Genomic DNA, 25,790 nt, shown 5'->3' with positions numbered 1-25,790 from the left:
TGTGTAAAAACACTTACTAGGTTTACCGAGACCTTCATTTCCTGTTTTAATAAAAATTTAACATGGGAACAACTGCTTGAAAACCAACATTAGCAACAAAAAAACTGTAATCAGCCATTTAATGTCATCATGAGTAAGTAAATAAGAAAGCCCTTTTTCAGCACTTTTCATAAAGTAACCAGAGCGGCCCTTAATATGTGTCGCATCAAGATACCGTGATCTAAAATTTAACCATGTACCTTCTAATAAGCTGTTCATGCTATATTGCAAAGTAAATTCCTTGCAGCCTCTAAACCCGGACGGATCATTAGTAACGCTTATAAGAAAACCAACTGTTGAAAATGGTGACTTAGCAGCTATTTTAGTAGATGATGAGGCTACGATAAACGTGTAAAGTTTTTTGGAAATAAAGTCATCTTAATTCCTGAAAATAATGACTATGATTCGATTGTTTTAAACAAAAATCGGTAGAGAAGAATTCTAAGAAAAATTGTTCATGTAGAATATGATGTTCAATAGCACTGAAAAACATATGCCAATTTATTCTTTTAAGTCATTTATAAAAATGGTAAATTGTAATTGTATTGTTAAAAATATAGTGGGAGATGCAAATGAAATTCTTATGGATAATTGCACTAATAATATTTGTTATTTACATAATTATTAGTGATAAAAAATTAAAAAATAGAAAAGATTATAAAGAAGCATTAACACCAAGTAAAAATCCATCAAAGGAACTATTAGTAAAACGTTGGTGGGTATGGGGACTAGTACTAGTTTTAATTTGTGGTTTCTTTGTACCAGATTTAAATAATGCCGAAAATCATGATGAGACATACAAGACTAGCTCACATCATTCAAAAAAACCATCATCTGTAAAAAAGAGGAAAAGCCTTTCTGACTACGCTTCCAAAAAGGTTACCAAATTTATGCCAGTGAAGAACACAGCTAAAGCAGTTACTTTAGGTGCTGGTAAGTATAAGGTCGGTAGAGATATTAAGCCAGGCAGATACGTTATTAAAGCAGTCAAGGGCAATGGTAATTTATCTAATAGCGATTTCACTATTAACGTTATTTTAGGAAAAAATGTTAAAAGCGATCAGGTAACTTCTTTTACTACCAACTTAATAAAAAACGACAAAATTAAGTTAGACTGGATAGAGTCTACAAGCTTCACGCCAACACCAGATAAATATACTTATAAAACAAAATTAAGTGCTGGTATATGGCTAGTAGGACTTGATATTAAACCCGGAAGATATGTCATACGGCCAATAAAAGGCAGAGGTAACTTGATATCAGAAGATGGTTCTGATGATAATTTAAACGAAATATTAGGCAAAGATGCTAAACGAGATCAAGTCAGCAAAGTAACGGCTGATTTAACTGCTGGTGAAGTTATATTGTCTACTCTAGAATTAATTGGCTTAAGTAAAAAATAAGATTTAAATATTTTGAAAATAAGAAACTTGGTAAATTGTAAAATGAAGTTGAACACTTGCCCTGATTAGAAAATGAAAAAAGTCCATTGGACTTCTTTGATAGAATGTAATTAACTACAAAATTCTAGAAAGAAGTTACCAATGAACTCCCTTAATTCTACCATATCTACTCACCAAAAAGGCCAACATCTTGCTGTGCAAGACCGCATAATTATCCAAGTTTTACGCAGCCAATACCAGGAACACTGGCACGAAGTTTTTAAGACCATCACCACCGATAATGGTTCTGAGTTTGCGGATCTAGCCCAGTTAGAAGAAGCAGCGCAGACGCTGGTCTACTACGCGCACCCCTATACTTCTTGTGAGAAGGGCGGGGTTGAGCGGCACAACCGGCTAATTCGGCGCTTCATTCCCAAAGGCAAGACCATCAAGGATTATGACTTAAGGCAAATCTATGGCATTGAGGAATGGTGCAATAACCTGCCCCGCAAGATCTTAGCCTACCACACACCCGATGAATTATATGAAAGAAGATTAGATTGCATCTATCAGATCAAGTAGAGTGTTCAACTTAAAATTGCAATTTTCGAAACAAGAAACTTCAAAGAGATCATTGTTCGAATTTAGATTTCTTAAAGGCTCTATAATTTATCCTGTTGATGACTTAGCTGTTAATAGGTTTTTTATTGCATAAAAAAGGAGGACATCTTCCTCTTGCTTCTTGTAATAAAATATTAACTTCACCCAATATTTTATAGAAGGTTTGAATTATGTCCTCTTTTAATAATTATATTAAATTTGCGCTTGATATTAAAGATCAAAACATTGTTTTTGAAGATTATTTCTGCCGTTTGGTTAACGGCCATAAACAAAAAGTTTACCAAGCTGTCTTATTGCAGCCCAAATGTCCCTTTTGTGGCTCACAGGATGCGGACACAATGGCCGTTTGAAAACCGAAATCCGCTATCCTGCTGCCAATGCCAGTCAGCCAGTCATTATTAGACTTTTTAAGCAGAGAGTCTGGTGTCGCACCTGCAATAAACGCTCAATGGCTCAATCTGACCTGGTAGGCAAATACTGCTGTATTTCCCAGCCTGCAAAGCTTAAAATTCTCAGTGCCTTAACAGAAGACCGTTCAATGACCAGCATTGCCCGGGAAAACAATGTCTCTGTCAATACGGTGCAAAGAGTGCTGGGCTCTTGCTCGCATCAGTTTAATAGCAGCTATGATTATTTGCCGGAGCATCTAGCCTTCGACGAGTTTAAAGGCGTTGACCGCACCCTGCATTTTATTTGTCTTGATGCCGACAAGCACGAGGTGGTGCAGATTCTCCGCACACGCTATAAAAAAGCAATTATAGCCTACTGCAAAAAGTTTGCGCCAGCGGCTTTGCAAGGCGTCAAAACAGTTTCTCTGGACCTGAATTTTTACTATCAGGACATTGTGCGAGCATGCTTCCCCAACGCTGAGATTGTGCTTGATCGCTTTCACATGGTACAAATGCTTACGCGCTCCTTCAACTCTCTGCGCATGCAGGTCATGAAGAAATTCAAAAAGACCAGCAGAGAATACAAACTGCTTAAATCACCGTGGAAACTGTATCTCAAGCAGTACCAGGCACTCGACAAAATTCATCCGCATTACATCCGCATTACAATTGGAATTGCAAAGACAATCTGACGCAAGAGCAGATAGTCAACGAAGGCATCGCCTGCAGCACGGAGCTTACTAATGCCTACAACCTGCTGCAGGCATTTTATGAAGCTTTGGCTGCCAATGATCCGCTGGCAATTAAAGAAGTGATTCATGCTAAAGAAGAAGCAGATAAAAGTATTGTCATACTTCTATCTGCTTCCTACTTTAGGATGTTTGACAAAGAGCTAAATAAAACCCTATGAACGCTTTATTCATAGGGCCTTATTGGTATATTTTATGGAGGTGAGGGGAATTGAACCCCTGTCCAAACGCATTCCGTCACTGACATCTACGATCATAGTTATATTATTTGAATTTCACTAGTCCAAAACGCCATATAACAGGGCTAGTATGGACTAGCTAACCTGGAATGACTCTTTTTAACTATTCAGATGAGGTAGTTAAACGTAACTCACTAAGTTGATACTTGAATTCAGACGTGAGTAATCCGAAAGCAAGCAACACATGCGCCTAAACTAGGCAGCTAATGCGTAAGAATTTTCTTTATTTGCAGTTATAAAACTGTGACGTTTTTACGTAGACGTGACCTACGAACCGCAGTCAATGCGAATCTACGCCTGTCGAATCCCAAAACACCCCCGCTTTAGGTAATACAATTATAGCATAACAAAGCGAAATTGCCTAATGTCAAAGCGGAACCTTGAATTCTATCTAAAAAACAAATTGGTCAAAAGCCAAGGCAATTCCATCTTGATTATTTGATGCAGTTTCAAAGTTAGCTTGGTTTTTCGCTTTAGAAGAGCCATTTGCCATAACTACTGAAGTTCCTGCAACCCTAAACATAGGTATATCGTTTCGCTCATCCCCAATTGCCATCACTTCATTAGTTTCAAATCCTAGTTTTTTTGTCAAAAATTTAAGTGCCACCCCCTTGTTAACATCTGGATGCATTATTTCTAAAAAGTTATCGGCTGCTCGCACCACATAATTTTCTTTGCCAAAGGTTTTTACAACATTAGCTTCAACTTCGTCAAGCTTGACTTTTTCGTCAGCAAAAACAGCCTTAATTATTTGTTCATCTTTAGGTAGTTCATCAGGCCTTCTGATTAGAACACCAGCACTATTTTCCCACGCCTGGACAATAGTAATTCGATTAACATTTAAATTACTTGTAATGATTGCACTGTTTTCAGCGACAACATTGTAAGCCACGCCATGCTCTTTAGAATATTGGTCAATCTTTTCATAAGTTGTTTGATCAATTCCCAATTGTTGAAGAGTCTTACCTGTCACCGTCTCAATGACAGCGCCATTAAAAGTAACAACATATTGATTGTCTTGAACTATTCCTAGTTCATTCAAAAAATGCTTCACACCAGCTAATGGTCGTCCAGAACAGAGTACTACCTTGATATTTCGCGCTACTGCCTTCTTAACTACTTCAATAGTAGATTGAAGTAACCTTCCCTGACTATTTAATAGTGTGTCATCAACATCAATTGCAACTAATTTAATCATTTATTTTTCCTTTACCATTTCCTTCAGGTTTACAGTTATTTTCTATCGCAGCCGACCATACTTTTGCAAATTATTTTGATAGTCAGACCAGCTCAGCCATCACTATTAAGTTTGTCTCGAAATTTTTGAGCCAATTTGTTTTTTGCCAATCAAATATAATATTTCATTATGATGATGCTTTGCTTTTCGAATACTATAATATCAAAAATAAACAAAAAAAGTCGCTAATTTTTTCTTAGCAACTTCTCTATTTTATTATAAATTTCATCATTAACTCAAGTGAGCTAAACGAACGACATCCCGTTCAATCATTAATTCCTCATCAGTTGGAATAACTAAAGCTTTAATTTTTGAATCTGGCTTCGTAATAAATTTCTCACCATTTGATTTATTTGCTTCTAAATCAGGGTTTAAACCAATAAATTCAAATGATTTAATGATATTTTCACGAATACCAGAATCATGCTCACCTACTCCAGCAGTGAAAATAATCGCATCTGCACCTTTCATTTCAACCATGTAAGAACCAATATATTGAATGACACGATTTACAAAAATAGCTCTAGCAAGATCAGCTTTTTTATCAGAATTTTTCTCTAGGTCACGCATATCTGAGGAAATCTCAGAAATACCTAATAGACCAGATTTATCATTCAAAATATCAATCATTTCGTTAATATCAATATGGTCTTTATTCATGATATATTGCAAAACAGATGGATCAACATCACCGGAACGAGTACCCATAGTGATGCCTGCTAATGGAGTGAAGCCCATAGATGTATCAAAAGACTTGCCACCTTTAACTGCAGTAATCGATGCTCCGGAACCAAGATGACAAACAATCAGGCTCAAATCCTTGGCATCTTTACCAAGCATTTGAGCCGCACGACCAACTATATAACGAACTGAAGTACCATGGGCTCCATATTTACGTACGCCATATTTTTCATAATAATGATATGGAATTGAATACATGTAGTGAACAGGATCCAAAGTTTGGTGAAATGATGTATCAAACACGCCTACTTCAGGAACACCTGGTAGTAATTTCATAAAGGCTTCAATGCCTTTGCCTTCTGCAGGATTATGAAGGGGGGCATATTCTTTTAAATCATAAATTTTTTGTAACTTATCCTTGTCAATTAGTGCCGAATCGGTAAATTCTTCGCCACCCGCAACTATTCTATGACCTACACCAACAATTTCGCTTAGGTCATTAACAACATGGTATTTCTTCAAAGCCGAAAGCAATAAATTAACAGCAGTTTCCTGATCTGGAATTGCAACTTTCTCAGTATGTTTTTCGCCATTTGCCAGTTCAATTTGGAAAGAGGAACCATTAATGCCTACTCTGTCGGCAATTCCTTCTGCCAAAACCTTTTCTTCTGGTAAAGCAAACAACTTATATTTAAAAGAAGAGCTGCCTGAGTTGATTGCTAAAACTTTTTTCATAAATGTAATTCCCTCCATAAACTTGAATTATTAACTTTTCACAAATCAATTAATATTTTTAGTATACCACTCATTTAGTTTAACATTAAGCTTTATTAGGTCTTCTTCCTTTTTAAACGAGTCTAACTTTGTGAGAAATACTTCACTATTTCTGGCATTTTTTCCATGATTTTGAAAAATTAAAATTGATCTTTGGTTAAATTTGTTTTGAAAAGCATTGTCAGGCAATTCAATTATTGACCGTAAAAAAACTTTTTCTGACAGCCAAGGCATGAAGTCACTGCCGCCTTTACCAGAAAGAATTGTCTGTGGTACGAGTAGAAAAGCATAACCAGCTGGCCTGAGGTTCTTAATAATTTGTTCTATAAATAAAAGGTGAGCAAGCGAATGACCTTTCACAGATTTAGTAGCAAAATTAGCAGCATTATCATCAACCGGATAATAACCTACAGGCAAATCACTTACAACAACATCTGGGCTGGGAAACATCCAAGGAGTTAAACCATCTTGACAAAACATTTCAATATCAATTTTATTCAAATGGGCTGCAATATCTGCAAAGCTTAGCATTTCTTCATAATTATCAATACCATAAAGTTCAAAATCCGCTTTAGAATGGTTGGAATTTTTTAGTTGTCTGACTACAGAAAATAGCAAATTGCCAGTACCAATTGCCGGGTCAATAATAATTAGTTTTTCTTTTGGCAACAGTTTGAGCATAAACATAGCGATAACAGTAGCAATAGCAGGTGGAGTCGGCATTTGATTAACATCTAGCCCATCTTCATTAACAGCTTTTAAAACTAACAAAGTGAAGATTTGTATCTTAATTTTTGGTGAAAGCTGATCGTAGTGCAAATTAGCATACTTTTGACTCAATTTTTGAACGGTCTCTTTGTCAGGAGCTCCCAACTCAACTTTTATCTGATTATTTTCTAAATTGTCAAAGGTTTCAACTAGAGCATCACCCAAAGAGACATTCAATGCTTCTTGTAAACACTTAACACAATCCAAAAAATTATTAAAAAGTTTTTCTATATTATCCATAATTTCTTCCCCTTATCTCCTAACCATTTTAATTTTAATAGAAACAAGGTTATAAGAGCAAGCAAATCAATTATTAATCAGATATTCAATCAATAAAAAATTATTTTCCATACTTTCCTGATAAACTTCTAAATAAAATTGAATAAAAATCAAACAGGTAGTCAAAACTAAGACACTACTTAAAAGTGCGTTACCTCTTATTTTCCAACTTTTGCTTTTTATCATTTACTACCTTCTTCTTCAAATTGGGACGAGAATTAAATTTAAAGTATAATTCAGACTTTCTACCATCTTTTTCCATTACATTTATTTTAATCAACCTATCTTTTGTAAGAAAATCAGCTTTTTCAACATTCAGTAATAAAGGCATGTGCCCTCCTTTAGGTGTTGTCACACGTACCATATCTTTGTATAGCGTCAAATAATAGGTAGTTGTCTCATTCTTCATATTTGTTTTTACAAACACTGCTTTTGAGAAATTTGAATCTTTAGGTAAGGTATAAGCCTTTATACCCTTTTCTTCATTTATAAACCGATTTAATTGCACATATGAAAAAACAACATCATCTGTTTTATGGTGTGCTTTATTAGCTAATGTCAATGTCTTTAACAAATTTTGTAACATCAATACTACAATTAAGGTAATAAGAACTGAGAGCATTGTTTCAGCTAAAATAAAGCCTTTACTTCTTAATTTCATATTTTTTATTATTTTTTACATCGAGAATTTTTTTATTATCTACAAAGCGATAAAGGCGGTCATGCACCATTACCTGTTTAACGTTGGTTTTTTTCATCACGTTCCAAGCATAAGTACGGTCAGTTTTTTGCTCAATTTTCCTTTCAATAAGTCTACTTTCCCCAATTATTAATTCTACAGTGGTAATTCCAACACATGCGATTATTAATCCAATCATGCTTTCCATTACTAAAAAGCCACACATTTTTTTATGAATCATTTATAGCACGTCCCCAAGTCATTTGTAATTTTATCTTTCGTGTATTTTTATCGTTACTGATGGTAATAGTATGAGGAGCCATTGAACCGGTAGTTGATATTTGTAAATTAGACAAATTATAAACATGTATTGGCTGGCTTATTTTTAATGATTTAAAGTAATTATCTCCGACAAATTCTATTTCTTTCAAATCCGGAAAATATTTAATAACACATGCTTGTTTACTTGTTGCTGAAACACGAGCGGCTTGTTCCACTGCACTCCTAATTTCTCCAACTGTATTCTCTAAAATTAATTTTTCTTTATAAGCATTTAACTCTATTGCACCTATTCCTGTGATGATTATTGCTATGGCCAAGGTAATAACCATTTCTACGAGAGTAAATCCTTTTAAATTAACTTTATTTAGCATTCTTTTCAACGATACCATCTTTTACAGCATAGTCCTTCGACTTTGTCAGTTGCTTCTTAGTTAGATAACCATCTTCAAACATGTTCTGAAAACTGATTGTTTTACCATTACGATCTTTATCATCTTCGTATAAAGTTACTTGAGTTTGTAAAGTTGATTTAAAGGCGTCATCCGTTTTTTTATTTGCATTGTTTTTCTGTTTGGCTAAGTTCGGGGCAATAATCACTAAAAGCATCATAATTATTGCAACTACAACTACCATTTCTATTAAAGTAAATCCTTTAACTTTACTCTGCTTAGGTATCAAATTTAGTATTTTTTTCTTCATCATTATTCCTCAAATCTTTTGCATCATTGCATACATTGGTAAGAGTAACTTTAAATATAAGCCAATAATACATAACCCTATTAAAATAAAACAAAAAGGTTGTATGTTCACAATCAATTTTTCTATCTTTTGTGCTAATTCATTAAAAAGTGCGTGTCCTAGAAGCATGAATTTTTTACTTAAATCTATTTTCTTTGAACCGGTTTGTAATAACAAAAGTAATTCATTCGGTAAAAAATTCTCTTTTTTGATTATTAAGTCAGGACTTATTCCCTGAGCCAACTGCTTACCCACACTCAAGCCAATTTGTTGTTGTAATGAGCCTTCAACCTGCATAGCAGCATAATCACAAATTTTTTGTAAAGAGAACCCACTTGCAAGCAAAAGTCCAACATCGTAAATTAAAATATATTCCACATATATTTGAACTAAGGGCCCAATAATGGGGAAATGCCTCAGTTTACATAAAGAAGCATAATCTTGCTTTTTTAGTAAAAGTAACACTTTACTCATAAAACAAATTATTACTAAGCAGGAAAATAATAAAATTAACAACATGAAATCGCCAGTATGTTCACCAGATTCAGCAAATTGATTTGCTACAAAAGTTTGCATAAATAGTAAAAGGAAAATCATCATTAAAACTAAAACAAAGGGATAGGTCAGCTCAGATTTTAGTTTTTTAAGCTGATCATTTTTCAAGCGATTCAGTGTGGCAATTTGAGTCAGGCATTCTGTTAAATTTCCTTGTGCCATTGATAATTCGATTTGAGTTACTATTGTTTTAGAAAAACCTAACTTTAACATTTCTGAACTCAATTTCTTTCCTGCTTGAATTTCAGTACACAATCTAATAAAAATATTTTTGTGATTTGGCCATATTACTGGCATCATTTCTAAACTCGCATTAAGGGAAAAGCCGTTAGATAAACTATTTTGTAAATATTCCAAAAATTCTAGTCGTTCTTTACTCGTTAATTTATCCTTGTTGATATTGGTCAAATATTTGCGCACTTATTTTTCCTCTTTCTTTGAGCTCACTTAAATTTTCTGGCCAAGAGACAAAATCTGCCCTTTTTTCTTGGCTAATATCTTCTTGCAATTGGGAGCCGCTATCAATATCCATCAAACAGGCAAAACCATCTGCTGTAGGTAAAAGGCGTTGATAACATACAGCCGTCAAACAGTTATACAAATCTGCTGTACTAACGTGTAAACTTTCTAATCTAGAAATAGTTTGTAAAGTGCTTTTGGCATGAACCGTAGCAAAGACAAGGTGTCCACTTAAAGCTGCATCTACAGCTAATCTTGCAGTGACTTTATTTCTAATTTCTCCAATAACCAGAATGTCTGGTCGATGGCGCAAAGATGCTTCAAGTAGTCCCTCATAGCTAATATCAGCTGCTAAATTAACCTGTGTTTGCAAGAAATCCGCCTCTTGAATTTCAACAGGATCTTCAATAGTCATTACCATTTGGTTTTTACCTACTATTTTTGCCAAATTATACATAGTAGTTGTTTTACCTGACCCAGTTGGCCCACTGGTAATTATCAATCCCCTTCTTCTAGTTAAGTCTGTTAACTTTTCAATTTGCCTATTAAAAAAGTATTTGCCAGAGTTAATTTGATAAATAATCCTCACAACTAAAGATTCATTATCATTAAAATCCCCAATGCTGGAAAGTCTTAAATAGTACACAACATTTTTATACTTATATTCAAAAGCCCCCACTTGTGGTCTCCGATGTTCAGCTATATCCATTTGAGCACCAAATTTCAAAAAATTAATTATTTCTTTTCCTTCATTCACTGAATATTGAGCTTGATTATCTATTCCGGCAATTGTTCTAAAATTAACTACTAACTTATTTCTCTGCAATAAGAAAAAAATGTCACTTGCACGTTCATTTATTGCTTCTTCAATTAAATTATTAACTGTATCTTTGATTCTCATCAATTCCCTCCTTTTCTTTGTACTAATATTAATTACGCGAAATTGAGATAAAATTTTTAAAAATTTACGAAAAAACATGATCCCTAAATTTAAGAATCATGTTAGATATGCGTTTACTATTTAAATATTACTAATTGATATAATTTGAAATTTCAATCAAATTCTGGTCTGGATCTCTTACATATATTGAACGAATCTTACCTTCTGCTCCAGTTCTAATTACAGGTCCCAAAACAATAGGTAAATTATTTTTTTCGAATTCTTCCAGCAAATCATCAATCGGTGTATCACTAATTAGGCAGATATCAACAGATCCAGGTGTTGGATAGGCAGCTTTAGGGTCTTTCATGACCTACTTCATGCAAATTAATTTTTTGATGTCCGAACTTCAAAGCAGTTCTGCCATTCTGAAAATTAACTGCTTTAATATCAAAATAATGACGGTAAAAATCAGTTGTTACTTTTACATTGTTAACTGTTAATACTAAATGATCTAGTCGTACTATAGCCATTGGATAAGCTTCCTTTCGCTTTTTACTCTACAAACAAAAAATTAACTAAACTTATTTCAAAAGTTTTATAAGCAATAGAGTGAAGTGTACTGTCTTAAATTAACTTTAAAATGATATATATTATTAGTATATACTAGTAATAACTAAATTTTATATTTAACATATTACGTTGGTTTACCTTACGATGTTAGAGTTAATGTGCTTTTCTTTAAGAACTTAAAAATTCAACCGATGAAATATGTTTCTCTAACTTTTAGAGAAAAGTTTAACCACTATTCCAATATTCTTGATATAAAATATTGAATTAAATTTGATTAACGAAAATATTGACAAAGGATAAATAATAAAAGTCTTAATACCAAAATGTACTAATCTTGTTTTGGATGAAGAGAAATAATCGAAACTTTTAAAGTCGCATATTTTAAGCCCTAAAAATAGAAGAAATATTTTTCTTGCTTCTTATAAAAAGTACCAACTATACTGAATATTTATTGAAAGTTTAGAGTCACAGCTGCAATAAGCGCTTAATAGTTCAATCCGATTGGTAGGCAAATACTGCTTATTTCCCAGCCTGCTGAGCTTCTGCTCGCATAAATTTAACAGCAACTCTGATTATTTACCTGAACATCTGGACTTAGACGAGTTTAAAGGCGTTAACTGCACTTTGCATTTCACTTGTATTGATGCTGACAGACACGAGGAAGTTCAAATGTTCAGAATGAACCGTAAAAACTAATTACTGCTTTCCTCAAAAAGTTTAAGACGTCAAAACCGTTTCTATAGCTCCAAATTTTTACTATCAGGATAGAATGTTTCACCAACGCTGGTATCGTGATTGATCGTTTTCATATGGTTCAAATGCTTGTAGGTTCTCTCAATGCTCTGCGCGCACAAGGTCATGAAATAAATTCAAAAAGACCAGAAGAATACAGACTGCTTAAATCACTCTGGAAACTGTACCTCAAGAAATCCAGTAATCGACCAGATTCATCCTCATTGCATTAGCACTACAAAGATAATTTGATGTAAGGGTAGGTTAGCCTGCAGTGAGGAGCTCACTAATGCCTACACCTGCTGCACGCATTTTAAGAAGCTTTGGCTGTCATGATTCGCAAGCAATTAAAAAAGTCATTCATGCTAAAGAAAATATGATAAAAAAAGAATCAAACGGTTTACTAGCTGCTTGATTCTTTTCATTTATACTTTATCAACTGGTTTTTGCAGAGAGCCAGAACTTTTCCATTTGATTATTTTTAAATTGCTAAAAATTAGCTTTTTTAATATAACGATTCTTACCAACGATGTAATACAATTTCTTGTGCATTTTTACTGCTCCACCATAGGTCTTCAGTTTGGTGTGCTTTTTGAGTACCTTGCGGCCCAGACGCTTAACCTTCTTGTTAGCTTTCTTAGTGTAGATGTAAGCATTGTGCTTTAATTTACGGTTAACTCCAGTTATATTAACTGTTTTGACAAAATCATTATTGCCCAAATCATAGTATTTTTTGCCTTTAATTAGCTTAGTACCATATGTTTTGACCGTTTCACCAGCAAAGTACTCCCCCGTTTTACGGATGCCATTTTCATCATAAACGTATGAATTATGGAAGACAGTTCTTGTAACAGGACTTAAACCAGTAGCATTTTTAGTGTAAATGTAAGTAACATTTTGATTTTGGTCACTGTAAAAGCCGGTAGCATTATCAGGCCTAGATTTTAATGTATAACCAGGAATATTCAGCGTTTCAGTAATATAGCCATTACCAACATAGCCAGTTAAAATCCTATCAGGAGCCAGTTTGTTGCCAACTTCATCTTGATAATGAACAGTAATTTGAGCTAAACGATCATTTGATACCTGGCCTGAGACTACACCGTTGTTTGCTGGTCGTTTAACTACTATAACATTAGCATTTGCTTCAACTGTGTTGCCAGCTGCATCTGTATAAGAGTATTTCACAGGGTAGATGCCAGGAGTTTTCGTATCTACTGTACCGGTTACGCTTACTTGATCGAATTTGATGTCATTACCGTCTTCGTCTTTTCCGCTATCAAAGCTACTTGCCGGATTCCAAGTATTGCCTTGGTATATGGTGGTATCATGAACCTTAAGACTGGCTTGTGAAGCAACCACATGAACTACAGCCTCACTTTTTGCTACAAAGCCAGTTGAATCAGTATAGGTATATGTTAAGGTGTAATCACCCGGTTTAGTTGGATCAACAGTACCAGAAACTTTAATGTCACTTAAATTAAGTTTTTCACCATCTTTGCCTACTATAGTATCTATATTATCTGCCATCTTCCATTGACTGTTTGGACCAGCTACCAGATTTGTGTTCTTGGTTTTTATTTCTGATTGATTATGTTTTACAATAATCTTTCTGTTAAAATTAACACTTTTACCTGCATCATCTGTGACACTATACTTTATTAAATATTCATCTGCCTTCGGCTGCTTGCCATCTTTCGGATAATCATTATATTCAGTTATTATAATCCTATCGGTTAGCACATTAATCCCTTCAAAAGCATAAACATCCTTTTTAGCATCGTAATCCTGAGTGTCATAAATAGTTGTATTGACACCTCTAAAAAACGGAGTGTTCATATCACCATCAATGTTCTGAAACAGTGAAGTATTTTTGAAATTTTTATACCATCCTGTTACATAATTAACATTGTTCACAGCGTTAATTGTATCTTCGGGTACATAAGCACGTAAAAACAATGGATCCCACAAGTTGTTTTTAATTAAATAATCACCTGCGTCAACTTCAATTTCATTATCTGTAATTGTCCATTTCAACAATGGATCATTAGTTATGTCAACAAATTCTCCATCTTTGTTCATGAACAGATGGTAATGATTTAAATCAAATTTATCCTTAGACTTAATACCTAACTTAGCCCCTGCTTGTCCGCCAATGGAAGCTTGATAGTTGACTAGATAAGAAAAGAATAACGAACCTGATCTGCTTTTGTCATTAGGATTTCTAAAAACCAAATCATTAGGAAATTTAACTGGAAGAGTTTCATTGGGATATTCATTTTCATCATTTAGTTTAGCGTTGCCACCATTACCTGTATCCCCATAACCGGGTATGCCTGAATTATTTCCACTATGATATCCATAAGGCTTTATATAAACATTGTCAGTAAATATCGTCTTACTTTTCCCGGCATTTTGAAAAGTAACAAAAACTTTTCCTGGAACAACGTCTGGATCCTCAGTATTAGTACCATCTGGTTTATCCCAATCATATCCAGGATTAGCAGTAACAAAATTTACTATAAAATTATATTCTCCGGCTAGTAGATCATTATTGACACAAATATCATAAGTACCATCATTATTATCAACTAAAGAAAAATCATTCCTATTTTGATTAATAGAAGCAAAGTTAAGAAACTTACTATAAGGAACACGAGAATCAGGTTGAACATTTATTCTAAATTTAGTACCCTTAGGAATAACTTTATCGTCAGTACTTGTATTTTTGATCTGAAATTTTAGCATATATGCTTTATTATCAAAATCAAGTGGTTTATCTGATGCACTTTTAGGGTCAGCACTGACGGACACTGAAATATAAGACAAATTGTCTGTACTTTTACTATCAATATTGCCAGATTTAGTGGTATCTTGATTATTTGAGCTTGAATCAGATAACTTAGAATTGTTTTTACTACTGTTATTCTTAGATTGATTCAACTCTTTATTACTGTCACTTATATTATTTCTTTCTGTTTGAACACTCTGACTTGTATTTACTGTCTGATCAGCTTTAGCTTGATTAGTCTGTAAAGCAACACTAAGTAAACAAACAGGAACTGATAAAGCAGTAGCTAACATTTTACTCTTATACCTTTTGTACAAAATTTACCTCCAACTTATAACTATACATATATAATTTTTTATTAAAAAAATATTGATTAGCAATCTAAGTAATAATCAAATTAAATTGATTATTACTTAAACCAACTAATTAAATTATTTACACTTTTAGGTTTTTATATATTAAGTATATATATATGTGTGTAAGTACCAATTGGGTGTGATTGCTAACCAATATAATACAATAAAAAACTTTTATTATTGCAGTTTCGTCTCTTTGTATATATCATTAACAAAGAAGAAAAAATAACTGAGACATTTTTCTTCTTTGGCTTAAATGTTATTAAACATGATTATTTTTATCCTCAAAAATATAACACATTTGATTTAAGCCCTCGCTAACCCCCAATCTTCTTTTAGTGTGCAATATGTAATATTGCATTTTCAACTACCACAAGTGATACTATTTATGTAAGCTAAAAAAGTAGTCAGACTTCACACTTCGGCTACTTAATTAACTAACACAATAATGAAATTTTTGTGCTGTCCACTACGTGAACAATTTTATTATATTACCAGATATGGTAGCGGTCAAGTACAAAAAGCAATCAATTATGATACTTTTTGAAGGAAGAATTAAAAATGAATGTTTACTCCCGTATTTTTGATACTGCCAAAAAACATGGAATGTCCGTTAAAGAATTGGCAAGAAAAGCCGAAATTGGAGAAAATAGTATTTACCGTTGGAAAACCATTAAGCCCTCAATTCAATCATTAACAAAAGTAGCTCAACAGCTGCATGTTACGACTGACTATTTATTAGGTCAAGAAGAAATTGACAGTAATTACTGCATAGATATAGCTGATGAAAATATTCAACTGCTGTATCATGGGCAAATTGTGCCAGAAAAATATATTAAGATGCTTCGCTTCATTATGGAAGAAGATCAAGCAGAAATGGCTAAAGATTAAAAAAATTTTTAAAAAAAGTGATTCTTTTTTTCTCTATGCTTTTATTAGATTTTAAGTAAAAAAGAAGAAGCATATAAAAGTATACTCATACTTTTATATGCTTCTTACTTTGGTTATTTAATATAAATACCTTCTAGTCCTCATCTGCAGCTGCTGTATAGACATTCTGAACATCATCATCATCTTCCAGAGCATCTACCAAATGATCGAATTGTTCTTTTTTATCATCTGGAACTGGAGTGGTTGTTTCAGGTATCATTGTCAATTCTGCATTGGCTAACTTATAGCCCGCTTTTTCAAGTGCATCGCGTACTTGAGCAAATTGCTTAGGGTCCGTGTAAATTTCATATGCATCATCGCTGGTTTGCAAGTCATCACCGCCAGCATCCATTACATCAAGTAACATTTGATCTTCATCAGCATCAGTTGTTGAGCGGTCAATAACAATGTAACCCCTACGATTGAACATATATGCAACAGAACCTGTAGCACCAAGAGAGCCACCATTTCTGGTAAAAGCAACTCTAACAGCAGAAGCTGTTCGGTTCTTATTATCAGTTAACGCCTCGACAAAGATAGCTACACCACCAGGTGCATAACCTTCATAAGTAATTTCATCGTAATGTTCTTCTGAATTGCCTTCAGCCTTTTTAATAGCGCGGTCAATATTTGATTTAGGCATGTTGTTGGCATGAGCCTTATCCATTACCATACGCAAATTAGGATTCCCGGAAGGATCAGGACCACCATTCTTTGCAGCCATATATATTTCACGAGATAATTTTTGGAAAATTTTACCCCTCTTTGCGTCTTGCGCATTCTTGCGGCCTTGAATATTGTGCCATTTTGAATGTCCTGACATTTAAGAATCCTTCTTTCTTTTGCTAGCGTATTAACGATATTATCTTACCGCATAGCACCATAAATTTCAATACTAGCAATTATTTAGCTCAACTTTTTAGCATAAATTAATGCGCTTTCATTAAAATAAGTTTACCTTGACTCTGGTCAATTTTTTATTTAATTAGTAAAATAAAAACATTAATTGTTTTCAAAGGAGAGAGTTTTAGTGGAGGAAATAAATTCAAACAAGAAGTACATATCTTGGCCAGTCTTAACCCTGATGGCTTTTTGTACCGTGATCGGGCTGGACGATATTATGTACAACTTTCAAAATCAGGGAATGCCAGTGGTAACGTCATGGATTATCATGTGTTTGTTTTATGTCATTCCCTATTCATTAATGGTGGGCCAACTGGGATCTGTTTTTAATAATGAGGGTGGCGGTTTATCATCCTGGGTTCGTGGAACTAACGGAGAATTTCTCGGCTATTTTACTGCCTGGACATACTGGGCAGCATCAATTCCTTATGCCGTTGATTCAGCTAACGAAATAATCGTTGATATTGGCTGGGCTTTGACCGGTTCTGAAAAGTTTCAAAGTCAAATTTCTAATACCAAATTCGCTTTGATGACCTTTGCGATGTTCATTATTTTCATTATTGTTGAACATTACTTTTCTCACTCAATGGAAGTTCTTTCTACTATTGGTGGTGGATTAATGCTCATCATGACCTTGATGTTTGTTTTCTTGGCTTTCTTGGGACTAGCAAAATCCGGTGGTCACATGGCAACACAGCCGTTTACCTGGCGGACACTTATTCCCAAGTTTGACATGCATTATTGGACAACTATTGCTATGCTTATTTACGCACTGAATGGTTGTGAACTGGTGGCACCCTATGTGACTAAGATGAAAAAGCCTAAGTCTGATTTTCCTAAAGCAATGATTGCCTTGGCATTAATGACTATTTTCCTAACAGTCTTTGGCTCTTTTGCTTTGGGGATATATTTTAATAGCTACCATATTCCAAATGATTTAAAAATGAACGGCGCTTATTACGTTTTTGATATGGTAGGACACCAATATGGCTTAGGTAAAACTTTGCTCTACGTTTGGGCCTGGACATCTGTCTTTTATAATGCCGCTTTATTAGCTGTTCTTCTTGATGCCATGACTAGGATGCTCATTTCTGATACTGGCGATAAGTATATGCCTCAGTTTTTACAGAAAAAAGACAAAAACGGTCTACCTATTAATGGCTACATTTTAACTGTTTCTTTGTCAGCGTTTATTATGCTGTTAGGTATCTTCCTACCAGATATGAACGATATCTTTAATTGGCTGCTGAATTTGAATGGAATTATTTCTCCTGGAGTAACCTGCTGGATCTTCTTCTCTTTCATGCAGATCAGGAAAAACTCGCAAAAGTTTACCTCAGACTACGTTTTTATTAAGAACGATAAGCTGGGATATCTGGCTGGTTTATTCTTACTAATAGTGACTGCTGCAGCAACTATTTTAGGAATCGCACCTCAGGACATTAAAAAATTTAGTGGCTACTGGTGGTATGAACTAATAATCAATATTGTTGCTATCATTGTATTAATCGGCTTAGGTGCTATTTTACCAAGTATCAGAAGACGTGAAGAAGAATACGGTATTGCATTTAACAAGAAGCAATGGACAACTATTTTTGTTTTGATAATCGGTTCTATTATTTTTGATCTATACCTTGGTGAGAAAAATACACTATTTCACAATGCCGCAATTAATTTTGGTCAAATTAAAATTGGGGTAAATATTGTCATGATTATTATTGAAACAATTTTGGCAATCCTAGTTTGTTGGCTTGTCGGCAGAAGAAAACCTACTCAGGTGAACAACTAAATTTAACTCTATTCTCCGAAACTATTTTGGTTTCGGAGTTTTTACATATCAGAAAAATTTAGTTAAAAATAGCAGTACTCAACATTATTTCTCCCACATTGGTTAAAATATCCAAATATCTACTATATAATAGTAGTGACTGAAATAAATTAAGGAGATCTAAATGAAAAATATTCCCTTTAAAGCTGTAGCCGTTGACATGGATGGAACCTTTGAAAATGATGAAAAACAGTTTGATCATGAGCGCTTCGAAAAAGTCTTAACTAAATTGCGTCAAAGACACATCCACTTTATCGTCTCCAGTGGCAGACCATTATCACGTTTACGTCAAGATTTTTATGAATTTTTAGATCGGATTGATATTGTCGCTGATAATGGTTCAATTTTAACGAAAGACAATCAAATAATAGTTCGCCATGTGTTTACTTATAAAACTGGCATAAAATTAATTAATTTTATTCAAACCAATTATCCTTATGTTCAAATTGCTGCCAGCGGCTTGAACAACTCATATCTGAGTAAAAAGGCATTAAGTAACTTTAAAAATTTGATGCATTATTTTTATCCTAACGCCTGTGAAATTGGTGATCTTATTAATATTCCAACAAGTGATAGCCTAACCAAATTGACCTTAGAGTGCTCTGCTGAACTTGCACACGAATTAGAACTAAAATTCAATCAGACAAATCCAGAAAGAATTCATTGTACTACCAGTGGTTTTAATAATATAGATGTAATGCCGAATGGCGTTAATAAGGGACAGGGTTTAAAATATTTTCTGCGTTACTTTAACGTAAAACCTGAAGAATTAATTGCTTTTGGCGATGGTTTAAACGATCAAGAAATGATCGAATTAGCGGGATATAGTTATGCAATGAAAAATGGACATGAAGACCTTAAAAAAATTGCTAAATATGAGGCACCGTCTAATAACGAAATGGGCGTATTGCAAGTATTAGAGAGCTATTTAGATTAGAATAAGAATATGAATATTGTTTTAAAAATGATAAGGACAAATTTTCATGAGTTATATTGACGTACGACACAACTTTAAGCGTTACCATACAGGAGATACAGAAATATTAGCTAATAATGATGTTAGTTTTACTGTTGAAAAAGGTGAACTGGCCATTATTTTGGGTGCATCCGGTGCTGGTAAGTCAACTATTCTAAATATTTTAGGTGGAATGGATACCAACAGTTCCGGTGATGTCATTATCGATGGTAATAATATTGCTAAATATAATAAGCGGCAGCTTACAAGTTACCGCCGGACTGATATTGGCTTTGTATTTCAATTTTATAACTTAATTCAAAACCTCACAGCAAGAGAAAACGTTGAGCTGGCATCAGAAATCGTCCCTGACGCACTTGATCCGGTAAAAACTTTGGTTGACGTAGGTCTCAAAAACCGCATTAATAATTTTCCGGCAGAATTATCTGGTGGTGAACAGCAAAGAGTAGCAATCGCTCGCGCTATTGCCAAGAATCCTAAAATTTTACTTTGCGATGAGCCCACTGGTGCACTTGATTACCAAACGGGAAAAAGTGTTTTACAAACGATTATTAATATGAGCCGCAATAACGGAACTACTGTAGTTATAGTTACGCATAATAGCGCTTTGGCCCCTCTTGCTAACCGGGTAATTCACTTCCATGATGGCAAGGTTACGCAAATTGAAGAAAATTCACACCCCGATAGTGTTGCAAATGTTAAATGGTAGAAAAGGCTAATCATGAATAAAGTTATTCTAAAAGATTTTTGGCGATCAATTAAGCATACCAAGGGACAATTTGTTTCTATCATGGGACTCATGATGATCGGTGCGTTTGCTTTAGTTGGTTTAATGGTTACTGGCCCAGATATGCGCGATACTGGAAATCATTATGCACAAAAGCTCAATACTGCTGATTTAACGGTTATTTGCAATTACGGCTTGGATCATAAAGATACGCAAAAAATCAAGAAAACTAAGGGCCTGCAGGCTGTTGAATTTGGTTATATGACAGATACTGTAATCAAAAACAGTCAGGAAAGTTTTCGCATTTTTTCTAAGCCCAATTCTGTGGGCAAATATGAAGTTCGTAAAGGTCACCTGCCCACTAAGTCAAACGAAATTGCTTTAGCAAACCATTATTCTGATAAATATCAAATTGGTCAAAAAATCACTTTTACTGAAAAGAAAAATATTTTGGGTACGACTCTTTTAAAACGAAAAAGTTTTAAAATTGTGGGCTTTGTGCGCTCTAGCCAGATTTTATCGAATGTTAATTTAGGTCAGAGCAATAGCGGCACCGGAGAATTGAAAGGCTATGCTGTTGTTGATCCTAACGCTTTTAACCACACTGTTTATACGACTGCCAACTTAAGATATAAAGATTTGAGGGGGCTTGATTCTTATGGCAAGACTTATACCAGCAAGGTTAAGAATCATAAAAGAGTTTTACAGGATGATTTAAAAAATACTGCCCATCAAAGAAAAGCAAGGATTCTTTCTGCTGCTGGCAAAAAACTTGCGCCACAAGAAAAGAAGATCCGTGAAGCTGAACAAAAATTAAAAGCTGCCAGTCAGCAAATTAACACTGCCGCAAAACAATTAGCTACTCAAAAAGAAAAATTAAATTCAAAAGTAGCTCAAGCTAAAGCAGCTGGTGTAAATTTACCACAAGCTGCTCAGGCTCAATTAGAGCAGGCCGAACGAGAAATAGCTGCTGGGGAACAAAAACTCCAACAAGAGAAAAAAGAATTTGCACTAAAATCACGTAATGCAACCAAAAAAATAAAAACTGGTAAAGAGCAAATTAACAAGGCGAAAAGGCAATTAAATAAGTTAGCTCTTCCCAGTTATAGTGTGTATAACCGGCGAGAAGTTCCTGGTGGTGAAGGTAATTTAGTTTATACAACTGTGGCACAAGTAGTTGAAGATTTAGCAAAAGTGTTCCCGATTTTTCTCTATTTTGTTGCGGCTTTAGTTACATTTACTACCATGAATCGCTTTATCGACGAAGAAAGAATAAATTCCGGCACAATGAAAGCACTTGGTTATGATGATTATGTCATTATCAATAAGTTTCTGGCATATGGCTTCATCTCAGGTACCATCGGTACCATTTTAGGAGTTTATTTAGGCCATACTTTGATGCCGCAGATTGTTTATCATGCATATTACAAGTCATTAACGATTCCACCAATTGAATTACACTTTCACTGGCAGATCAGTCTGGTAGCTCTCCTATTGTCTTGGATTAGTTCAGTTTTACCGGCATATTTAACTGCGAAGAATGAATTTAGAGAAAAGCCAGCTGCCCTATTGTTACCAAAAGCTCCGGCTGCCGGATCCACAATCCTTTTGGAAAAAATTCCTTTCATTTGGAATCATCTCAGTTTTACCCATAAAGTTACTGCTCGTAATATTTTTCGTTATAAGAAACGCATGCTGATGACCATCTTTGGCGTTTGTGGTGCTGCTACTATGCTTTTTGCAGGTTTCGCTGTCAAAAATTCAATTACTAACATGAATAACAGGCAGTTCAACGATCTAATTCATTACAACATGATTGTCGCCCAAAAGCCTGGTATTTCAGTTAACCAGCAAAAGACTCTAAATAATAAGTTAAACGAAAACAATATTAAATCGGAGACTCCAATTTATTACGAATCTATGTCTAAAATTGCTGGTAAAACCGGTGACACCCAAGACATTACGTTAATTGCACCGTCTTCTGAGAAGGTATTAAAAGATTACGTTCAGTTAACTAATCGGAAAACCAAGCAGACTCTGCATTTAACTAATAATGGAGTTATCATATCGGAACGGTTGGCAACTCTGCTTAAAGTAAGCAAAGGCGGATATCTAACTCTCACGGACAAAGATAATAAGTCTAGAAGAATGAAAGTAGCTGGTATTACAGAAATGTACATGGGACACTTTGTCTTCATGAATAAAACTCAATATCAGGATATCTTTAAGCGCAATTTTAAATCTAACGCCTATTTAGTTAACTTAAACAATCCTAGTCGCAAAAACACTAGAAATATAGCCGCCCAATTTATGGCTCTATCCGGAGTGGCCGGTGTTGTACAAAACACGGCTGTTAGCCAGGAACTAGATGTCGTGGTCCAATCCTTAAATTTGATTATGCTGGTGCTAATAGTAGTCGCTGGACTTTTGGCAATTGTAATTCAATATAATTTAACTAATATCAACATTGCTGAAAGAATACGGGAACTTTCAACAATCAAAGTTTTAGGATTCTATGATAATGAAGTAACAATGTATATTTATCGCGAAACCATTCTTTTAACAGGCATTGGTATATTGGTAGGCTATCTGACCGGAGATTTACTCTATCGCTACATTCTTTACGTAGTACCACCTGATAATGTCATGTTTAATCCAGTATTATCTGCTTCTAGTTTTCTGTGGCCATTAGGTGTAATTGGTGTGATCACTATCATTTTAGGTTTTATCGTTAATAAAAAGTTAAAAGACCTCGATATGTTAGAAGCTTTAAAATCGGTTGATTAACTAAAATCTGCTCTCTGCGAGCAGGTTTTTTTATTCATAATAAATTAAAAAATAAATTAAGTTGTGCTATACTTTTCTTATTAGATTTAATGTTCATGAAAAAGATCTTCAAATTAACCTGTATACGAAATATTTATCATCCTTCCTTTTTAAATGATAAAGTTACTACAAATTAATTTTGGAGAAAAAATTGAATAATATTTTACAAGTTAAACATTTAAAAGAAACCTATAAGGATAAAAAGCAGGAATTTCAAGCTTTAGATGATGTTTCTTTTACAATTGACCAAGGAGAGATACTGGCGCTTTTAGGTCCTAATGGTGCTGGAAAAACTACTATTGTCTCAATCATTGGCGGTTATTTAATCCCTACTTCCGGCCATGTGATTTTGAATGGTCAAGATATTACCACTGCACGAAAGAGACCAAACATTGGCGTTTCTTTTGGTGGTGATTTAGGTTTTTACCGTAACGCTACAGCCAAGCAAAATTTGCAATTTTTTGCGGACTTGGCAAAGGTTCCCTTCCGTAAGCAGAACAAAGAAATCGAACGTGTTCTGTCAATTGTTGACCTTCTGAATGTTGCCAATAAAAAAGTGGGAGAATTTTCTAAAGGAATGACGCAAAGACTTCATATAGCACGCTCTTTGCTCAATAATCCTAATCTATTGCTCTTGGATGAACCCACAAGTGGTCTTGATGTTGAAATTGCACAGAGTGTGCAGAATACAATTAAAAATCTGTCTGACTCTGGTATTAGTATTTTATTAACCAGTCATACTATGTCCGAAGTTGAAAAATTGGCTAAACGGGTAGTCATTTTAGGTGCTGGAAAAGTATTTTTTACCGGCACCATTAATGCTGTTTTTGGCTTAGCTGAAAAAGAAATAAACCAAAAACCAAAAAATTTAGAAGAAGCCTACTTAGCTTTAGCGCCTAAATTAAGGAGGAAATAAAAATGCGTTTTATTCGTCTTTTCCTCTTTCATGTTAAAGATTATCTTTCAGATCAATATTTTGTCTGGTTGACGATTACAAGTACTACTTCTATTTTTTTAATGCAATATATTATGGCGTATGCTACACATAATTTGGATAATACACAAATATGGCTCCAAAGCGGTATTTTTGGAATGTGGACTTCTTGTACAACCGTTGCCGGTTGCATCAGTTTTGAACGATACAAAGGAACGCTGCCATATTTATTAAACAGCCAGTATGATGAAAGAGCTTCGTTAATTACCTTGCTTTTGCCTGCATCCAGCTATGGCCTGTTTTCGTTTCCGATTGCATTTATTCTGGCAAAAATTTTAGGAGCAGCTACTGGTACAGTTTCTCCTTACATTATTTTATTAATTTTGCTAATGTGGGTCGGTTGTGCAGTAATGGGCATCTTAATTTCATCTTTTCTAACCCTGTCACCAAATGCAATGGTCTATGAGAGCTTAATCGGAACCCCCATATTATTATTAGCAGGATTATTCGGCAATGATACCGTTTTAGAGCCATTAACCAACGTATCACAATGGTTTATTCCAATCACGGCACCAATTGCTGCTTTATCCCATAATAAAAGTCTCAACTGGTTTTCTTATTTCTGCAGTTTACTTCTTTGGATTGTATTAATTGTGGTTATTGTCAGAAAAATTAACGACCTGGTAAGAAGGAAAGGAGCTCTGAAAATTATCTAATGTTTGCTACACAGTTTTCGGGCCTTTCATTTCTGAATAATTGGCGGACAAAGCTGACTTACTTTTTCATTACACCAATGATTAGTTTGGCCCTGTTAGTATTAATCAATATGCAATATTCTAATCAATTTAATTGGGGAGTTGCTATTAGTTCAATTGCAATATCTGCAGCTGTACTTACTCTTGAAACATTTTGTTCAGCTGTGATTAACGATGCTAATTTAAGAATTGACTTTGAATTAATTGCCAAAAAACCTTTCAGTTTCAGATATTGGCTTACTAAGTTCATTGTTGCCCTTATTATAGGCAGCACTTTAGCACTAATTAACCTTTTTCTCTTGTACTTAGTAGGTGCGCCCTTAGTCATTATTGGACGAGCTTTACTCATGCTGCCGCTTTTATGTCTTTATGGCTGCGCTTTAGGTTTTGTATCTTGGGCTATTTCCTGGCAAATGAATGATCCCTATTTTTTAGAGAATATTATCAGTAGTATAGCCGAATTAGTATCAGGAGTGCTAGTTGTAATTGCCGCTTATCCTGATTGGTTAAAAGCAATTTCTTTTTTATTTCCCTTTTCAGAACCAGTTACTTATATCAAAACAGGTAGTGCTAACCTAACTTATAGTGTATTTATTACCTTCATTTGGCTTATAATTGGCATTTTAGCTTATATTTTTCAAATCAAGCCTGTTTTAGCTAAAGGGAAACATCATTATTAAGGCTTACACAGTAAAAAAGAGCGGTTGA

25 protein-coding genes, 1 other RNA gene and 2 pseudogenes are annotated in these 25,790 nt (G+C 34.4%); 14 read left to right on the top strand and 14 right to left on the bottom strand.

The window, feature by feature from the left end:
* The first annotated feature begins 193 nt into the window (after positions 1–193).
* The 4 genes and pseudogenes from F5ESL0259_RS09070 to F5ESL0259_RS03340 all read left to right on the top strand — a co-directional run.
* Positions 194–394, top strand: a complete 201-nt coding sequence (locus F5ESL0259_RS09070; RefSeq protein WP_370448797.1) for a S24 family peptidase — start codon at positions 194–196, stop codon at positions 392–394.
* 217 nt (positions 395–611) lie between these two features.
* Complete coding sequence (locus F5ESL0259_RS03350; protein WP_122037468.1) at positions 612–1,442, top strand: hypothetical protein; 831 nt, start codon at positions 612–614, stop codon at positions 1,440–1,442.
* A 222-nt stretch (positions 1,443–1,664) separates the two neighbouring features.
* Positions 1,665–2,003: pseudogene (locus tag F5ESL0259_RS03345) on the top strand (IS30 family transposase); the annotation flags it as partial.
* Positions 2,004–2,212: 209 nt separating this feature from the next.
* A pseudogene (locus F5ESL0259_RS03340) lies at positions 2,213–3,263 on the top strand (ISL3 family transposase); the annotation flags it as partial.
* A 110-nt stretch (positions 3,264–3,373) separates the two neighbouring features.
* On the opposite strand, the gene ssrA reads toward F5ESL0259_RS03340, so the two are convergent.
* From ssrA to F5ESL0259_RS08980, 12 genes are all read right to left on the bottom strand, one after another.
* Positions 3,374–3,739, bottom strand: a transfer-messenger RNA (tmRNA) gene (gene ssrA, locus F5ESL0259_RS03335).
* A 71-nt stretch (positions 3,740–3,810) separates the two neighbouring features.
* A complete protein-coding gene (locus tag F5ESL0259_RS03330; RefSeq protein ID WP_122037466.1) occupies positions 3,811–4,617 on the bottom strand; it encodes a Cof-type HAD-IIB family hydrolase in 807 nt (268 codons plus the stop codon).
* A gap of 270 nt (positions 4,618–4,887) precedes the next feature.
* Positions 4,888–6,072: an acetate/propionate family kinase gene (locus F5ESL0259_RS03325; RefSeq protein WP_122037465.1), complete on the bottom strand. Its 1,185-nt coding sequence runs from the start codon at positions 6,070–6,072 to the stop codon at positions 4,888–4,890.
* Positions 6,073–6,117: 45 nt separating this feature from the next.
* Positions 6,118–7,119 carry a class I SAM-dependent methyltransferase gene (locus tag F5ESL0259_RS03320; RefSeq protein ID WP_122037464.1) on the bottom strand — a complete coding sequence of 334 codons (1,002 nt, stop codon included), beginning with the start codon at positions 7,117–7,119 and terminating at the stop codon, positions 6,118–6,120.
* 190 nt (positions 7,120–7,309) lie between these two features.
* Complete coding sequence (locus F5ESL0259_RS03315; protein ID WP_122037463.1) at positions 7,310–7,819, bottom strand: ComGF family competence protein; 510 nt, start codon at positions 7,817–7,819, stop codon at positions 7,310–7,312.
* On the bottom strand, positions 7,803–8,078 hold the full coding sequence (locus tag F5ESL0259_RS03310) for a type II secretion system protein (protein WP_122037462.1): 276 nt from the start codon (positions 8,076–8,078) through the stop codon (positions 7,803–7,805). The genes F5ESL0259_RS03315 and F5ESL0259_RS03310 overlap by 17 nt, the downstream gene beginning before the upstream one ends.
* The gene (locus F5ESL0259_RS03305) at positions 8,068–8,490 is read right to left on the bottom strand and encodes a prepilin-type N-terminal cleavage/methylation domain-containing protein (RefSeq protein WP_233558039.1); all 423 of its coding nucleotides are present in this window, start codon (positions 8,488–8,490) and stop codon (positions 8,068–8,070) included. Before F5ESL0259_RS03305 ends, F5ESL0259_RS03310 begins: the two co-directional genes overlap by 11 nt.
* The gene (gene comGC / locus F5ESL0259_RS03300; RefSeq protein ID WP_233558037.1) at positions 8,480–8,821 is read right to left on the bottom strand and encodes a competence type IV pilus major pilin ComGC; all 342 of its coding nucleotides are present in this window, start codon (positions 8,819–8,821) and stop codon (positions 8,480–8,482) included. The genes F5ESL0259_RS03305 and comGC overlap by 11 nt, the downstream gene beginning before the upstream one ends.
* A 6-nt stretch (positions 8,822–8,827) precedes the next feature.
* On the bottom strand, positions 8,828–9,832 hold the full coding sequence (locus tag F5ESL0259_RS03295; RefSeq protein WP_122037459.1) for a type II secretion system F family protein: 1,005 nt from the start codon (positions 9,830–9,832) through the stop codon (positions 8,828–8,830).
* Positions 9,798–10,772: a competence type IV pilus ATPase ComGA gene (gene comGA / locus F5ESL0259_RS03290; protein WP_122037458.1), complete on the bottom strand. Its 975-nt coding sequence runs from the start codon at positions 10,770–10,772 to the stop codon at positions 9,798–9,800. The genes F5ESL0259_RS03295 and comGA overlap by 35 nt, the downstream gene beginning before the upstream one ends.
* A 130-nt stretch (positions 10,773–10,902) precedes the next feature.
* Positions 10,903–11,121: a hypothetical protein gene (locus tag F5ESL0259_RS08985; RefSeq protein ID WP_199726688.1), complete on the bottom strand. Its 219-nt coding sequence runs from the start codon at positions 11,119–11,121 to the stop codon at positions 10,903–10,905.
* Entirely contained in the window at positions 11,108–11,284 is a 177-nt protein-coding gene (locus tag F5ESL0259_RS08980; RefSeq protein WP_199726687.1) for a hypothetical protein, read from the bottom strand. Before F5ESL0259_RS08980 ends, F5ESL0259_RS08985 begins: the two co-directional genes overlap by 14 nt.
* Positions 11,285–12,073: 789 nt before the next feature.
* On the opposite strand from F5ESL0259_RS08980, the gene F5ESL0259_RS09065 reads away from it, so the two are divergent.
* Positions 12,074–12,289 carry a transposase gene (locus F5ESL0259_RS09065; protein ID WP_370448796.1) on the top strand — a complete coding sequence of 72 codons (216 nt, stop codon included), beginning with the start codon at positions 12,074–12,076 and terminating at the stop codon, positions 12,287–12,289.
* 56 nt (positions 12,290–12,345) lie between these two features.
* A complete protein-coding gene (locus F5ESL0259_RS09030; RefSeq protein ID WP_255409577.1) occupies positions 12,346–12,471 on the top strand; it encodes a hypothetical protein in 126 nt (41 codons plus the stop codon).
* Positions 12,472–12,545: 74 nt separating this feature from the next.
* Here F5ESL0259_RS09030 and F5ESL0259_RS03275 read toward each other — a convergent pair whose 3' ends face one another.
* Complete coding sequence (locus F5ESL0259_RS03275) at positions 12,546–15,164, bottom strand: bacterial Ig-like domain-containing protein (protein ID WP_147446423.1); 2,619 nt, start codon at positions 15,162–15,164, stop codon at positions 12,546–12,548.
* 600 nt (positions 15,165–15,764) lie between these two features.
* On the opposite strand from F5ESL0259_RS03275, the gene F5ESL0259_RS03270 reads away from it, so the two are divergent.
* Positions 15,765–16,094: a helix-turn-helix domain-containing protein gene (locus F5ESL0259_RS03270; protein WP_122037455.1), complete on the top strand. Its 330-nt coding sequence runs from the start codon at positions 15,765–15,767 to the stop codon at positions 16,092–16,094.
* Positions 16,095–16,227: 133 nt separating this feature from the next.
* On the opposite strand, the gene F5ESL0259_RS03265 is transcribed toward F5ESL0259_RS03270, so the two are convergent.
* A complete protein-coding gene (locus F5ESL0259_RS03265; RefSeq protein WP_046324664.1) occupies positions 16,228–16,956 on the bottom strand; it encodes a YebC/PmpR family DNA-binding transcriptional regulator in 729 nt (242 codons plus the stop codon).
* 261 nt (positions 16,957–17,217) lie between these two features.
* Between F5ESL0259_RS03265 and F5ESL0259_RS03260 the strand changes: the two genes are divergently transcribed.
* From F5ESL0259_RS03260 to F5ESL0259_RS03230, 7 genes are all read left to right on the top strand, one after another.
* Complete coding sequence (locus F5ESL0259_RS03260; RefSeq protein ID WP_232352199.1) at positions 17,218–18,825, top strand: amino acid permease; 1,608 nt, start codon at positions 17,218–17,220, stop codon at positions 18,823–18,825.
* 163 nt (positions 18,826–18,988) lie between these two features.
* Positions 18,989–19,801, top strand: coding sequence for a Cof-type HAD-IIB family hydrolase (locus tag F5ESL0259_RS03255; RefSeq protein WP_046324662.1), 813 nt, complete (start codon positions 18,989–18,991; stop codon positions 19,799–19,801).
* Positions 19,802–19,847: 46 nt separating this feature from the next.
* Complete coding sequence (locus F5ESL0259_RS03250; protein ID WP_046324661.1) at positions 19,848–20,549, top strand: ABC transporter ATP-binding protein; 702 nt, start codon at positions 19,848–19,850, stop codon at positions 20,547–20,549.
* Between the two features lie 12 nt (positions 20,550–20,561).
* Positions 20,562–23,354 (top strand): ABC transporter permease, encoded by a 2,793-nt coding sequence (locus F5ESL0259_RS03245; protein ID WP_122037454.1) that lies wholly within the window; start codon positions 20,562–20,564, stop codon positions 23,352–23,354.
* Between the two features lie 190 nt (positions 23,355–23,544).
* Positions 23,545–24,309, top strand: coding sequence for an ABC transporter ATP-binding protein (locus F5ESL0259_RS03240; protein ID WP_122037453.1), 765 nt, complete (start codon positions 23,545–23,547; stop codon positions 24,307–24,309).
* 2 nt (positions 24,310–24,311) lie between these two features.
* Positions 24,312–25,043, top strand: coding sequence for a multidrug ABC transporter permease (locus F5ESL0259_RS03235; RefSeq protein WP_122037452.1), 732 nt, complete (start codon positions 24,312–24,314; stop codon positions 25,041–25,043).
* Positions 25,043–25,762: an antibiotic transporter permease gene (locus F5ESL0259_RS03230; RefSeq protein ID WP_122037451.1), complete on the top strand. Its 720-nt coding sequence runs from the start codon at positions 25,043–25,045 to the stop codon at positions 25,760–25,762. Before F5ESL0259_RS03235 ends, F5ESL0259_RS03230 begins: the two co-directional genes overlap by 1 nt.
* The last annotated feature ends 28 nt before the right edge of the window (positions 25,763–25,790 follow it).

The sequence above is a fragment of the Lactobacillus sp. ESL0259 genome (genome assembly GCF_003693045.1).
Taxonomy (GTDB): Bacteria; Bacillota; Bacilli; order Lactobacillales; family Lactobacillaceae; genus Lactobacillus; species Lactobacillus melliventris.
This window is presented reverse-complemented; position numbering and strand designations above follow the sequence as displayed.

Coding starts and splice junctions, on each gene's coding strand:
- comGC (WP_233558037.1), bottom strand. CDS start 8,821: ATGATGAAGAAAAAAATACTAAATTTGATACCTAAGCAGAGTAAAGTT.
- F5ESL0259_RS03245 (WP_122037454.1), top strand. CDS start 20,562: ATGAATAAAGTTATTCTAAAAGATTTTTGGCGATCAATTAAGCATACC.
- F5ESL0259_RS03250 (WP_046324661.1), top strand. CDS start 19,848: ATGAGTTATATTGACGTACGACACAACTTTAAGCGTTACCATACAGGA.
- F5ESL0259_RS08985 (WP_199726688.1), bottom strand. CDS start 11,121: ATGAAAGACCCTAAAGCTGCCTATCCAACACCTGGATCTGTTGATATC.
- F5ESL0259_RS03235 (WP_122037452.1), top strand. CDS start 24,312: ATGCGTTTTATTCGTCTTTTCCTCTTTCATGTTAAAGATTATCTTTCA.
- F5ESL0259_RS03350 (WP_122037468.1), top strand. CDS start 612: ATGAAATTCTTATGGATAATTGCACTAATAATATTTGTTATTTACATA.
- F5ESL0259_RS03265 (WP_046324664.1), bottom strand. CDS start 16,956: ATGTCAGGACATTCAAAATGGCACAATATTCAAGGCCGCAAGAATGCG.
- F5ESL0259_RS03270 (WP_122037455.1), top strand. CDS start 15,765: ATGAATGTTTACTCCCGTATTTTTGATACTGCCAAAAAACATGGAATG.
- F5ESL0259_RS03230 (WP_122037451.1), top strand. CDS start 25,043: ATGTTTGCTACACAGTTTTCGGGCCTTTCATTTCTGAATAATTGGCGG.
- F5ESL0259_RS03315 (WP_122037463.1), bottom strand. CDS start 7,819: ATGAAATTAAGAAGTAAAGGCTTTATTTTAGCTGAAACAATGCTCTCA.
- F5ESL0259_RS03260 (WP_232352199.1), top strand. CDS start 17,218: ATGGCTTTTTGTACCGTGATCGGGCTGGACGATATTATGTACAACTTT.
- F5ESL0259_RS03320 (WP_122037464.1), bottom strand. CDS start 7,119: ATGGATAATATAGAAAAACTTTTTAATAATTTTTTGGATTGTGTTAAG.
- F5ESL0259_RS08980 (WP_199726687.1), bottom strand. CDS start 11,284: ATGGCTATAGTACGACTAGATCATTTAGTATTAACAGTTAACAATGTA.
- F5ESL0259_RS03310 (WP_122037462.1), bottom strand. CDS start 8,078: ATGATTCATAAAAAAATGTGTGGCTTTTTAGTAATGGAAAGCATGATT.
- comGA (WP_122037458.1), bottom strand. CDS start 10,772: ATGAGAATCAAAGATACAGTTAATAATTTAATTGAAGAAGCAATAAAT.
- F5ESL0259_RS03325 (WP_122037465.1), bottom strand. CDS start 6,072: ATGAAAAAAGTTTTAGCAATCAACTCAGGCAGCTCTTCTTTTAAATAT.
- F5ESL0259_RS09030 (WP_255409577.1), top strand. CDS start 12,346: ATGCCTACACCTGCTGCACGCATTTTAAGAAGCTTTGGCTGTCATGAT.
- F5ESL0259_RS03305 (WP_233558039.1), bottom strand. CDS start 8,490: ATGCTAAATAAAGTTAATTTAAAAGGATTTACTCTCGTAGAAATGGTT.
- F5ESL0259_RS03330 (WP_122037466.1), bottom strand. CDS start 4,617: ATGATTAAATTAGTTGCAATTGATGTTGATGACACACTATTAAATAGT.
- F5ESL0259_RS03255 (WP_046324662.1), top strand. CDS start 18,989: ATGAAAAATATTCCCTTTAAAGCTGTAGCCGTTGACATGGATGGAACC.